The sequence below is a fragment of the Methylobacterium sp. J-001 genome, assembly GCF_022829565.1.
Classification (GTDB): Bacteria; Pseudomonadota; Alphaproteobacteria; order Rhizobiales; family Beijerinckiaceae; genus Methylobacterium.
Window position 1 is genome coordinate 25,361 of the sequence record NZ_JAKSYN010000148.1, and the last position, 12,847, is coordinate 38,207.

Annotated in this window: 9 protein-coding genes; 4 read left to right on the forward strand and 5 right to left on the reverse strand. The window is 68.1% G+C overall.

Annotated features, from left to right (window positions below):
* Nucleotides 1–7 precede the first annotated feature (7 nt).
* From MKK65_RS18945 to lptF, 3 genes are all read right to left on the reverse strand, one after another.
* Nucleotides 8–2,587 carry an LPS-assembly protein LptD gene (locus MKK65_RS18945; protein ID WP_058190420.1) on the reverse strand — a complete coding sequence of 860 codons (2,580 nt, stop codon included), beginning with the start codon at nt 2,585–2,587 and terminating at the stop codon, nt 8–10.
* Nucleotides 2,588–2,665: 78 nt separating this feature from the next.
* Nucleotides 2,666–3,754 carry an LPS export ABC transporter permease LptG gene (lptG, locus tag MKK65_RS18950; protein WP_243959694.1) on the reverse strand — a complete coding sequence of 363 codons (1,089 nt, stop codon included), beginning with the start codon at nt 3,752–3,754 and terminating at the stop codon, nt 2,666–2,668.
* A gap of 7 nt (nt 3,755–3,761) precedes the next feature.
* A complete protein-coding gene (gene lptF / locus MKK65_RS18955; RefSeq protein ID WP_243959696.1) occupies nt 3,762–4,922 on the reverse strand; it encodes an LPS export ABC transporter permease LptF in 1,161 nt (386 codons plus the stop codon).
* 183 nt (nt 4,923–5,105) lie between these two features.
* Between lptF and MKK65_RS18960 the strand changes: the two genes are divergently transcribed.
* The 4 genes from MKK65_RS18960 (at nt 5,106) to msrP (ending at nt 10,547) form a co-directional block, all read left to right on the forward strand.
* Nucleotides 5,106–6,617 (forward strand): leucyl aminopeptidase, encoded by a 1,512-nt coding sequence (locus tag MKK65_RS18960; protein ID WP_243959698.1) that lies wholly within the window; start codon nt 5,106–5,108, stop codon nt 6,615–6,617.
* A gap of 299 nt (nt 6,618–6,916) precedes the next feature.
* Nucleotides 6,917–7,588 (forward strand): hypothetical protein, encoded by a 672-nt coding sequence (locus tag MKK65_RS18965; RefSeq protein WP_243959700.1) that lies wholly within the window; start codon nt 6,917–6,919, stop codon nt 7,586–7,588.
* Nucleotides 7,589–7,690: 102 nt separating this feature from the next.
* Nucleotides 7,691–9,445 (forward strand): AMP-binding protein, encoded by a 1,755-nt coding sequence (locus MKK65_RS18970; RefSeq protein WP_243959702.1) that lies wholly within the window; start codon nt 7,691–7,693, stop codon nt 9,443–9,445.
* A gap of 148 nt (nt 9,446–9,593) precedes the next feature.
* Nucleotides 9,594–10,547: a protein-methionine-sulfoxide reductase catalytic subunit MsrP gene (gene msrP / locus MKK65_RS18975; RefSeq protein WP_243959704.1), complete on the forward strand. Its 954-nt coding sequence runs from the start codon at nt 9,594–9,596 to the stop codon at nt 10,545–10,547.
* A gap of 156 nt (nt 10,548–10,703) precedes the next feature.
* On the opposite strand, the gene MKK65_RS18980 is transcribed toward msrP, so the two are convergent.
* On the reverse strand, nt 10,704–11,594 hold the full coding sequence (locus MKK65_RS18980; RefSeq protein WP_058190603.1) for a LysR family transcriptional regulator: 891 nt from the start codon (nt 11,592–11,594) through the stop codon (nt 10,704–10,706).
* Between the two features lie 263 nt (nt 11,595–11,857).
* Entirely contained in the window at nt 11,858–12,838 is a 981-nt protein-coding gene (trxB, locus tag MKK65_RS18985; RefSeq protein ID WP_243959706.1) for a thioredoxin-disulfide reductase, read from the reverse strand.
* Between the last annotated feature and the right edge of the window lie 9 nt (nt 12,839–12,847).

Here is a 12,847-nt window from a genome sequence, read left to right on the forward strand (position 1 = left end):
CCGACCATCACCGCACGGTGGCGATGCCGTCCGCGGTGGTGGCGGTGCCGACGTTCTGGCGGAGATCGGCCTCGCCCAGGGTCTTCAGCTCGAGGCGGAGCAGCACGGTCTGGTTGCGCTCGCGCACGCCGGTCGCGGTGGCGATCGGCGAGTTGATGTAGTTGAGCGAGATGGTCGTGCACTCGTCCTGGTAGCCGCCGCCGAAGCTGGCGCCGGAGAGGTAGAACCGGCCCGGGTTCTGGTAGGTCGGCACCGTGCCGATCGGGTTGGACAGGTAGGCCGACAGGGCGTCCGTGTAGGTGTTGCGCACGTCGAGGTAGTGGGTGAGATCCACCAGCAGCGAGCCCGAGACGAACCAGTTCGGGGTGATGTTGTAGGTGGCCGAGGCGGTCACGCCCTCGCGGTAATGGCTGTAGCCGAGCAGCGGCTGCGCCTCGTAATACGAGTAGAAGGCCGAGACCGTGAGCGGCAGGAACGGCGCGAACCGTGCCGTGGCGCCGGTCTCGAGCCGGGCGACGTGGAAATCCGCCTGGTTGAAGCGCGCCCGGGTGATGAAGGTGATGTTCTGGTTCGGCGAGACCTGGAACCGACCCACGAAGTCGGAGCGCTGCGTCTCCAGCCCGGAATCCAGCCCGACATTGGCGATGTCGCCCCGGCGGAACGAGTTGACGCCCGCGAGCTGGATGGACTCGCCGAACATGACGTTGGTGTACCAGCCGGATGGCGTGACCACGGAATACTGGCCGCCGAGATTGGTGCGGACGCCGCCCTCCACCCGGTCGTAGCCCGAGAACTTGTCCCATTCGAACAGCGACGTGTCGTCGAACACTAGGCTCTGGGCATCCTCGTTCGGCAGGCGGCCGATCCGGGTCTCGGACGGGCGCGCGATGACCTGGCCGATCGGTTCCAGGGTGTGGACGCCCAGCGCGCCGAAATTGGCGACGAAGGGGTAGCGGTAATCGAGCCCGATCGCCGGCATCACCCGGCCGGCGAAGCCGTCGTCGATCTTGGCGACCTGGGGGGCGAGGTCGTTCTGGTAGCCGGAGAAGCTCGGATTGGTGAAGAACGCGTCGGTGCGCAGATACGCGAACGGCGTGAACTTCTGGCCCCAATCGTCGATGAAGCTCCGGCGCCAGGACAGTTCGGCCGAGGCGCGCGTGTTGGTGCCGGCGAGCCCGTCGATCGCGCACAGGCCACGCTGGAAGTAGGTGCAGGTCTGGTAGAGCGGGAAGCTGATCCCGTTCACGCTCGGCGAGAACAGATAGCTCGACGTACGGGGCAGGCCCTGGAACTGCGTCGTCTCGCGGGTCAGGCTGGTGATGTTGGCCTGGAACCGGACTTCGCCGCCGATCTCCGACGGGCCGTTCACCCGCTTGTCGTAGTCGATCACCGGGGCGACGATGGGCTGCTGCTTCTGCCAGTCGAAGCTCGACAGGCCCTTGAAATAGTAACCCCGCGCCTCGAACCACGACCGGTCGCCCTGGCCGACGAGGTAGGCGGTCGAGGTCGCTTCACGGAAATAATCCGTGGTGATGTTCTGGTTGCGGATCCGGTAATTGTCGAGGAACCACTTGTCGGTAACGCCGACGAGGTCCCAGCCGGTCCGCCAGCGGTCGTTGATGTAGAACCGCCCCTGCGATTCCACCGAGCCGCGGAAGTCGCGCTCGCCCGCCCCGAGCGGGCTCGGCAGGAAGGCGGACGGCGTCGTCTGCGAGATGCCTGACAGGCGGATGTTGTAGAAGCCGTTGTCGATGCGCTGGCGGAACTCGGCCTGGCCGAGCAGGCCCTGGCGGCTGAGCAGCGTCGGCGTGATCGTCAGATCATAGGTCGGCGCGAGGTTGATGAAGTACGGCAGCGACACGCCCCGGCCCAGCGCCGTGGTCGAGATGAAGCGCGGCGTCAGGAAGCCGGTCTTGCGCTTCACCGTCGGGTCCGCGGCCTCGAAATAGGGCAGGTAGGCGACCGGGATCCCGGCGATCTCCAGAGTGGAATCGTCGAAGTAGATCGTGTGGGTCTCGTTGTCGTGGATGATCTTCTTGGCGCGGATCTGCCAGAGCGGCGGCGTCTCCGGATTGTCCTTGCACGGCTCGCAGGCGGTGTAGCTGCCGGCCTCGAAGCTGGTCTGCTCGCCGTTCAGGCGCTCGGCCCGGGGCGCGGAGAAGCGCGTCCGCACCGTCTCGGTGCGCCGCTCCACCGTCTGCTGGCCGCGGAACGCGTCGATGAAGCCGGTCTTGAAGTCGTCGCTCAGCTCCATGCGTTCGCCGGTCACGACGCCGCCATCGGCCTCGGTGAGGCGGACGTTGCCCTGGGCGAAGACGCGGCCGGTCGCCCGGTCGTAGCGCACGCTGTCGGCCTGGAGCGTCCGGGGGCCGAAATGCAGCTCGGCGTTGCCCCGGGCGGTCACCGTGTTGTGGTCATTGTCGTAGATCAGCTCGCCGGCCTCGACGAGCAGCTTGTCGCCCGGCTTGCCGACCTTGGGCGCGGCCATCCCCTGGGCATGCGCCGAGACGCCCCCGGCCAGCGGCGCGGCGAGCGCCAGCGCAGCCAGAAGGGCCGTCTTCCGCAGGATGTGGGCAACCTTACGCAACGCGCGACCCAACCCCTGTGACGTGATCCGCCACGAACCTCACACACCCGTCTCCCGTCCCGCGATGGATCGCGGGCGTCAGCCGTCTTCCTGGTACAGAAGCGTAAGCGTACCGAGAAGACTGCCTACCACGGCCGGGAACCAGGCCGCCACCGGTGCGGCGACGAGTCCGGACGCGCCGAGCCCCTCCATGACCTGTCGGACCACGTAGAGGGCGAAGCCTGCCGCCACGCCTCCGAGGACGAGTTTACCGACCCCACCAAAGCGGAAGAACCGTAAGGAAACGGTTGCAGCGACGATCACCATTGCCAGGAACAGAACCGGCCGCGCCCACAGGACATCGTACTGAAGACGGTACCGCGTGGCGTCGAGACCGGCCCGCTCGGTCCGCGCGATGGTTGTGGGAAGTTGCCAGAAAGGCACAGATTCCGGGGGGGTGAAACGCTGCCGGACCTGCCCCGGGTCGAGGTTCGAGGCGATCAGGTAGGTGTTGAACGACTCAGGCGGCGCGTCGGGCGCCAAGAGGCGCGTGTCCGAGAGCTCCCAGTAGCCGTCATGAAGCGTCGCACGGGCGGCCATGATCTGCTCGGCGAACTTGCCGGCCGCGTCGAAGGTGAAGACCGAGACGCCGGCCAGCGTGGTGGTACCCTCGATGGCGGTCTCGGCCCGGATGATCGCCTCACCGTCCAGCCCGCGCTGGCGGATCCACAGGTCCTTGCCGGAGGACGCCTTCGTCGATTTCGCGAAGATCTTCGCCTCGATCTCGGTCGAGCGCTGCTTCAGCAGGGCCGAGACCGGGTTGTAGATCCCGACCGCCACCGCCCCCAGCCCGAGGGCCACGAAGAAGCCGGGCTGCAGGAACTGCCAGGCCGAGATCCCGGCGGCCCGGGCCACCACCAGCTCCAGCTTGCGCGAGAGCTGGAGCAGGGCGGCCATCGAGCCGAACAGGACCGCGAAGGGCAGCACGCCCTCGGCCACCGCCGGGGTGCGGTAGAGCGAGAGCAGCGCCATCAGCCCGGTGGAGGCTGCCTCGGCTTCGCCGGCGCGGCGCAGCAGCTCGACGAAGTCGAGGGTGTAGACCAACGCGAACACGGTGACGAAGACACCGAGCACCGTGCGGGCGAACCGGGCGGCGAAATAGCGCCCAAGGGTCGGACCGATCAGCATCCGAGGCTCAGCGGGCTGGCGCGAGACGCGGAGCGCGGAACAGGGCACGCACGGCCCCCGCCAGCGCGGCGTTGAAGGCGCGCACGCGCGGCCCGAAGAAGATCAGCAGGCAGGAGAGGGCGATCGCCAGGATCGGCACGCCGTAGATCGCTGCCACCGCCCCGGCGCTGCGCGCGGCGGCGCTCACCGCAGCGAAGCCTGCGATCCGCAGGGCCACCACCGCCAGGATCGCGCCGGCGACCGCGAGCCCCCGACCCTGTCGGGTGGTGCGGGGATCGCCAAGCGCCGCGAAGGCGATGAAGACCAGCGCCAGCGGGTACAGGCAGGCCGAGAGCCGGTCATGCAGCTCGGCCCGGAATCGACCCTTCTGCAGCTTGTAGTAGCCCTCGGTCTGGTCGGGGAACAGCAGCTGCGACGTCGAGCGCTCGCGCGGCTTGTAGATCGTATCGGAATCCGGGGGCGCGAAGGCCGCGAGGTCGATCGTGTAGCGCTCGAAGGTCAGGATCGAGGAATCGCGGGAGTCCTTCTGCTGCTGGTGGACGCTGCCGTTTTCCAGGATCAGGAAGCTCTGTCCGTCGATGTCGGCCGCGGTACCGCGATCCGCCAGGTAGACCTTGGTCTTGCCGGCTTCCCGCCGGTCCTGGATGAACAGGCCCTTGAGGACGCCGCCGGGCCCGCGCTCGCGGAAATGGAAGGTGATGCCGTTGTCGAGCTGGGTGAATTGCCCCTCCTTGACGACGTTCGCGATGAAGTCGCCCCGGACCCGGGTGATCACGTCGCGCAGTTCCTGGAAGCTTGCCGGCATCACCACCAGCACCAGGAAGCCCACCAGAAAGCTCACGAAGAGCGCAAGCGTCAGGAACGGCCGCAGCAGCGCGCGCGGCGGCATGCCGGCCGCCGACATCACGATCAGCTCGGAATCGCCGTTGAGCTTGTTCAGCGCATAGACGGTGCCGATGAACAGCGCGACGGGCGCGATCACCACCACCAACGTCGGCAGCGACAGGCCGGTGACGAACAGGAACACCAGGAGCGTCTGCCCCTTGGCGGTCACGAGATCGAGCTCGCGCAAGGCCTGCGTCAGCCAGATCGTGCCGGTGAGGCCGATCAGGCAGGCGAGGCTCGCGCCCAGGGCGATCCGGAAGATGTAGCGCTCGATCTGCCTCATTGGCCCGGCAGTTCCGCCCGTGCTCTCGCGCCCTCGACGGCCAGGGACCCGACAAAAGGGGCGATTCCAGGGCTGCTGCGCCGCGTTGCGTTTGCCGCCTCAGCGGCTACACAGAGCGGATTGCGCTCAGCGTGACCGCGCGGGTGCGTCGAAAACTGCGGAACGACGGGCAGGGCGACGGGTATGGCGGACGGTATCGAGATCGGTTTCGGCCCCCTCGAGCAGAGCGGCCAGGGCCCGGGGGGATCGGGCGATCTCGTGGTGTTCGTCGGCGACGACCTCGCCCTCGGATCTGCGGCCCGGGCCGCGCTCGGCGCCGCGGGCGCAGACCTCGTGGCGAAGGCGGCGGCCTCGGAGAAGTTCAAGGGCCGCTCGCTCAGCGCCCTGACCCTGCCGGCGCCGGCGGGCGTCAATGCCGACCGGCTGGTGGTCATCGGGCTGGGTTCGGAGAAGGACCGGGCCAAAACCGATTGGCCGGCGCTCGGCGGCTTCACCGCCGGCAAAGTCTCGGGCCGCGCGGCCCGGGTCGTGCTCGATTGGCCGGGCACGACGGTGAGCGCTGCGCAGGCCGGCGAGTTCGCGCTCGGCGCACGCCTGCGGACCTACACGTTCGACCGCTACAAGACCAAGAAGAAGCCGGATGCCGAGGACAAGAGCGGCACCACGCTCACCCTCCTGCTCGCCGAGCATGGCACAGCCTCTCGCGAGGGTGAGGGCGCCCGGACCCTGTCCGAGGGTGTCATCCTGGCGCGCGATCTCGTAAACGAGCCGCCGAACGTTCTCTTCCCCGAAGAATTCGCCCGGCGCGCTGCGGACTTGTCGAAGCTCGGCGTCGAGATCGAGGTTCTGGAGCCGGCGCGAATGCGCGAACTCGGCATGGGCGCGCTGCTCGCCGTGGCGCAGGGCTCGGTCCGCGAACCGCGGGTCGTGATCATGCGCTGGAACGGCGGCCCGGCCGGCGAGGCGCCCATCGCCTTCATCGGCAAGGGCGTGGTGTTCGATTCCGGCGGCATCTCGATCAAGCCGGGCGGCGGCATGGAAGACATGAAGGGCGACATGGGCGGCGCGGCCGCGGTCGTCGGCGCACTCCACGCGCTCGCCAGCCGCAAGGCCCGTTGCAACGTCATCGGGGCCATCGGCATCGTCGAGAACATGCCGGACGGCGGCTCCTACCGCCCGTCCGACATCATCACGTCGATGTCGGGCCAGACCATCGAGGTGATCAACACCGACGCGGAGGGCCGGCTCGTGCTCGCCGACGTGATCACCCACGTGGTCCGCAGTGCCAAGCCGAAGGCCATGGTCGATCTCGCGACCCTGACCGGCGCGATCATCGTGGCGTTGGGCCAGGACATCGCCGGGATGTTCTCCAACGACGACGCGCTCGCCACCAACATCAACGCCGCCGGCGAGGCCACGGGCGAGAAGGTCTGGCGGATGCCGCTGATCCCGGCCTACGACAAGGCGATCGACTCGAAGTTCGCCGACATGAAGAACACCGGCGGCCGCCACGGTGGCGCCGCCACCGCGGCCTCGTTCATCAAGCGCTACGTCGAGGAGGTGCCGTGGGCGCATCTCGACATCGCGGGCGTGGCGATGTCGTCGAACGCCAGCGAGATCAACCGCTCCTGGGGCGCCGGCTGGGGCGTGCGCCTGCTCGACCGGCTGGTGCGGGACCATTACGAGGCGCGGTGAGGCGGATCATCTGTCCAAGCCGCGCAGCGTCGGAGATGTCGTCGATTGTTCTATGGACGGCAGAAAGACAGATCCCTTTTGTCATTCCGGGGCGCCGCAGGCGAACCCGGAACCCATAACCGCCGACGATGCCAGGTTTTGATCTGTCGGCGGCTATGGATCCCGGGCTCCGCTGCGCGGCCCCGGGATGACAGGAGGGTGCTCAGGCGGCAGCGTGATCCGGGAGCTGGCAACGGAACACTCTCTTGATAGATGCGCGCCCTATGCCGTCCGTTGCGCGTGACCAGACCCATGCGTCTGTGGCCGATCTGAAAAAGATCCTCGCGGCGATCCCGATCCTGGCCATGCTCGCGGCGCTGGTGCTGGTGGCCGTCACAGGCCTCAGCCAGCGCTCGAGCGTGCCCGAGGCGGTCGAGCCCTGGATCTACGGCTACTTCATCACTCGCTATCCGCTTTTTGCCTTCGCACTCATCTACGGCATCGCGCATCTCGCGGTGGTTGCGGCCGGGCCGGGCCCGGCCTCCGCACTCCGTCGAATCCTGTTCGCCACCATCGGCACCGCCGCCCTCGTGCTGGCCGGGCTCTACCCGACCGTCGGCGGCCTGATCCTGCGCGGCGGCTTCGCCACCGGCGGAATGGCGTTCCTGACCCATCAGCCCCTGTGGCTGGCCTACGGGCTCGGCGCCGGGGTCGCGGCGGCGATCTTCGGCGGGATCCTCGGCGTGTTCGCGATCACGGCCAACCGGCCGCTGCGCCCGAGCCTCCGGCGAATCGGCGCTGGCCTGCTGGCCTTCCTAGCCCTCTGGTTCGGCGCCTGCGTGATCGGGCTTGCCGGCGACTTCGGCCTCGGACCCTGGCCGCGCCGGGCCTTCAGCCCCTCCGAGGCGGTCGTTGCCGCGCTGCTGCTCGTCATTGCCGCCCTGCCGCACGCAGCACTCACGACATTGAGCTGGCTCCGTCGGAGAGCCTGAGGTCGCCGCCTTGCTAGTGGCCGCCCGTTCGCCCACAGTCGGGCCGTTCTGCGTAGGGACGGGATGCGGCCGTCGAGAGCCGTGCCCGTGGGAGACGACGCGATGCGCGAGGCCAGCTTAATCGAGCAGGGCACGACGGCACGCCGGCCCGGATCCGAGCCGGCCCCCGCCTTCGCCGATCTGTCACCGCGCCCGTGGCTCTCCTCCTATCCGCCCGGCGTCCCGGCCGAGATCGACGTCGAGTCTCTCGGCACCCTGGCCGACCTCTTCGAGACCAGCGTGGCCGCCTTTGCCGACCGCCCGGCGATCCTGTGCTTCGGCTCGACCATGACCTATGCGAGCCTCGGCAAACAGGCGCGGGCGCTCGCAGCCTGGCTGCGGGCGCAGGGATTGGCCAAGGGCGACCGCGTCGCGATCATGCTGCCGAATGTGCCGGCCTACGCGGTGGCCCTATTCGGCGTGCTCTCGGCCGGTGGGACCGTGGTCAACGTCAACCCGCTCTACACGCCCCGGGAATTCGGGCAGCAGATCAGCGACTCGGGCGCCCGGTTCCTGATCGTGCTGGAGAATTTCGGCCCGACCGTCGCGGGGGCGCTCGCGGATGTCGCGCTGGAGCGCGTCCTCCTGGTCGGCCCGGGCGACGGGCTCGGGCTGAAAGGCCATGTCATCAACCTCGCCAGCCGGCACGTGCGCAAGGCCGTACCGCCGTTCCAGTTACCCGATGGGCTGGCGCTGCCGTTCACGACGGCTCTGCGCCGGGGCAGCGGCATGCCGCACGCCTCCGTACCGGTCGATCCCGAGGATCTGGCCTTCCTGCAATATACCGGCGGCACCACGGGCATCGCCAAGGCGGCGATGCTGACCCACCGCAACGTCATGGCCAATGTCGAGCAGTCGCAGCTGTTCTTCAATTCGAAGGATCCGAGCATCCTCCGCTGCGCCGTGACGGCCCTGCCGCTCTACCACATCTTCGCGCTGACGGCCTGCTTCTTCCAATTCATGCGCAACGGCGGATCGTGCCTGCTGATCCCCAATCCGCGCGACTGCGATGGCATGGTGAGGACCTTGAGCCGCAACCGCTTCACGCACCTGATGGGCGTGAACACGCTGTTCAACGTGCTGATCAACCACCCGAAGATCCACACGGTCGACTTCTCCCATCTCGACTTCGTCGTCGGCGGCGGGACGGCGGTGCAGCGGCCGGTCGCGGAGCGCTGGAAGGCGCTCACCGGCAACACGATCCTCGAAGGCTACGGCCTGTCGGAAACCTCGCCGGTGGTGAGCGCCAACCCGCCCGGGATCAAGGCGTTTTCGGGAACGATCGGCTACCCGTTCCCCTCCACCGAAGTCTCGATCCGCGACGCCGCCGGCAAGCCGGTGCCCGGGGGCCAGCCGGGCGAGATCTGCGTGCGCGGCCCGCAGGTGATGCGCGGGTACTGGAACCGCCCCGAGGAAACTGAGCGGGCCATGACGCCGGACGGTTTCTTCCGCACCGGGGACGTCGCCGTGATGGAGCCAGACGGCCAGATCAAGATCGTGGACCGGATGAAGGACATGATCCTGGTCTCTGGATTCAACGTCTACCCGAACGAGGTCGAGGAGGTGCTGGCCGCCCATCCCGGCGTGCTGGAATGCGCGGTGGTCGGCGCCCCCAGCGAGGAGACCGGCGAGATGGTCGTCGCCCACGTGGTGATGAAGGACCCGGCCGTCTCGACCGACGCCCTGCGGGCCCACGCCCGCACCCAGCTCACCGGCTACAAGGTACCCCGCCGGGTGATCCTGCACGATGCGCTGCCCAAGACCAACGTCGGCAAGGTGCTGCGCCGGGTCCTGCGCGACGAGACCCCACCGGGCTGATACCCCGTTTTGCCCGCGGCGGATCGCCGTCGCCTCCGCACGTAACCGCCTGTCCGTGATCGCCGAATGGTGAGGCTGCGGCGCTTGCACCCCTGTCGGCCCACGCCGATCTGTGGGTTGTACGTGCCGGACAGGTGAGGAGATGGCGATGGTGATCCGGAGCAGGCGCGGGTGGGAGATCCCGGAGAATCAGGCCACGCCCGAGGCGGTCTTCCTCAATCGGCGTGCGCTGCTCGGCGCCGCGGCGGGGCTCGCGGCAGGCTCCGCGCTCGGCGGTCGGAGCGCCTTCGCGGCTGCCGGTGACGCAGCGCTCTATCCGGCCCCGCGCAACCCTGCCTACACCCTGGACCGGGCGATCACGGCGGAACGCTTCAGCGGCGCCTACAACAACTTCTACGAGTTCGGCACGTCCAAGACCGTGCTGCCGGCCGCAAACGCGCTCAAGACGCAGCCCTGGACCCTGAAGATCGACGGCTTGGTTGAAAAGCCCTTCGAGATCGGCGTCGACGACCTGATCCGGAAGATCGGCCTGGAGGAGCGGCTCTATCGCCATCGCTGCGTCGAGGCCTGGTCCATGTCGGTGCCATGGACCGGCTTCCCTCTGTCGAAGCTCGTGGCCCTCGCCAAGCCGACCTCGGGCGCGAAGTACATCCGCTTCGAGACGTTCATGGACAAGGCGATGGCGCCCGGCCAGCGCGCCTTCTACTACCCCTGGCCCTACACCGAAGGATTGACTCTGGCCGAGGCCGGCAACGATCTCGCCTTCGTAATCACGGGCGTCTACGGCAAGCCGCTGCCGAACCAGTTCGGCGCGCCGATCCGCATCGCGGTGCCGTGGAAATACGGGTTCAAGTCGGCGAAGTCGCTGGTGAAGGTGTCGTTCACCGCCGACCGCCCCAAGACCTTCTGGGAAGGGCTGCAAGCGTCCGAGTACGGCTTCTGGGCCAATGTGAACCCGGCCGTACCCCACCCACGCTGGAGTCAAGCGTCGGAGCGAGTGCTGGGCACCGACGAGCGGGTGCCGACCCTGATCTACAACGGCTACGGCGACCAGGTCGCCGACTTGTACAAGGGACTGGAGGGCGAGCGGCTGTTCGTGTGACGGCCGCCGCGACGCCAAACCAGGAGATCCCCCAAGGGCATCCCGCCCTTGGGTGGGGCTCGGGGGCGGAGCGAACGGGCGATCTGCCGGGCTTCGCCCTGCACACGCAGAGAGGCGGGGAGCCTCTCAACCCGACCGTTCGGGGGCAGCGATCGGTCAGTAAGTCCAGCGCTGCGCCTTCGACACCAGAAAGTCGCGAAACGCCTGGACTCGAGCGACCGAGCGCATCTCCTCGGCATAGACGAGATAGCTCTCGAGGCTCGGCATTTCGGTGTCGCGCAGGACCTGGGTGAGCTGCTGGTCACCATCCACCGCGTAGTCCGGCAGGATGCCGATGCCGGCGCCCGCCTCCATGGCCTTCTGCAGCGCGCCGATATTGTTCACCGTCAGGTGGACGCTGCGGCGGTCGCGGCCCTCGCGCCCGGCATCGGCCAGCCAATGGGCCGCCAGCAGGTAGGACGGCTCGTTTCCGCCGAACGAGACGAGGCGGTGATTGTCGAGTTCCTCGATGGTCTTGGGCTCGCCGAAGCGCTTGACGTAATCGACGCTCGCGAAGGCGTGGTAGTGAACGGTGAACAACCGGCGTTGGATCAGGTCCGGCTGGGCCGGACGGCGCATGCGGATGGCCACATCGGCCTCGCGCATCGCGAGATCGAGTTCTTCGTTGGTCAGGATCAGCTCGATGCGGACGTCGGGATACAGATCGAGGAACTCACCGACTCGCTGCGCCAGCCACGATGTGCCCAGACCCACGGTGGTGGTAACCTTGAGATCGCCGGTTGGCCGCTCAGAGGTTTCGACGAGACGGGCTCGGGTGTTCTCCAGGCGCAGCTTCATGTCCCGGGCGGCGCGGAACAGCAGGTCGCCCTGTTCGGTGAGGATCAGGCCGCGGGCATGACGGTGGAACAGCGGTGCCTTCAGTTCGCGCTCCAGGGCGCTGATCTGGCGGCTCACCGCGGACTGGCTGAGGCCGATATCGTCGCCCGCCTTGGTGAAGCTGCCCGCCTCTGCGACGTTCAGGAAGATCCGGATCTTGTCCCAATCCAAGGCGAGAACCCCCACCGACGCCAATCCGCACCCGATGCCCGGCTCGGACCGAGCCGCACCTGCGTCGGGCGATTGACCGGGCGAAGCGCGTATCGCCGACGCCAAGCGGGCGCGGCCGGCGCTGCAGGGGCATGCATCGATTGCAGCCCTGCCCGGTCAGAACCCCTATGCGCCCGGCGCATGGTCGGACGCAAGGGTTCAGATCGCGATCTTGTTGACAGGACTTTGGTCCAACAGCGCGGTGCTGCCCGCACTGCGTGGTCTCACTCGGCCGCGGCGGCCTGAACCGGCGTCTCGCCGATCTCGAGGTTCGCCAGGAATTTCTCCGCTTCGAGCGCAGCCATGCAGCCCATGCCAGCGGCGGTGATCGCCTGCCGGTAGACGTCGTCGGTGACGTCGCCCGCAGCGAACACACCCGGAATCTCCGTTTCGGTGGTGCCGGGCTTCACCGACAGGTAGCCGCCGTGGCGCATCGGCAGCTGGCCCTCGAAGATCGCGGTGGCCGGCTGGTGGCCGATCGCCACGAAGATGCCGTCGGCCGGCACTTCGCTGATTTCCCCCGAGCGCGGATCCTTGAGCCGGATATAGGTAACCCCCGGCGCCGGCTTCTGGACGCCGCAGATCTCCGCAACCTCCCGGTGCCACAGCACCTCGACATTCGGGTGCTTGAACAGCCGCTCCTGCAGAATCCGCTCGGCACGGAAGCTATCGCGGCGATGGACGACCGTGACCTTCTTGGCGATATTGGCGAGGTACAACGCCTCCTCGACGGCGGTGTTGCCGCCGCCGACCACCACGACGTCCTTACCGCGGAAGAAAAAGCCGTCGCAGGTGGCGCAGGCCGAGACGCCGCCGCCCTGGAACGCCGCCTCGGAGGGCAGACCGAGCCACTTCGCCTGGGCGCCGGTGGCGATGATGAGTGCGTCGCAGGAATAGGTCTCGCCCGAATCCGCTTCCAGCCGGAACGGCCGCTGCTTGAGATCGACCGCCGTGATGTATTCCGAGACGATCTTCGTCCCGACATGCTCGGCCTGCAGGCGCATCTGTTCCATGAGCCATGGCCCCTGGATCGCCTCGGCGAATCCCGGATAATTCTCGACATCGGTGGTGATCATGAGCTGACCGCCGGGCTGGAAGCCGGAGATCAGCAACGGCTCCACCATGGCGCGGGCCGCGTAGATCGCTGCCGTGTAGCCGGCGGGACCGGAGCCGACGATCACGAGCTTGGCGTGGGTGTGGGCCATCTCTCGGTT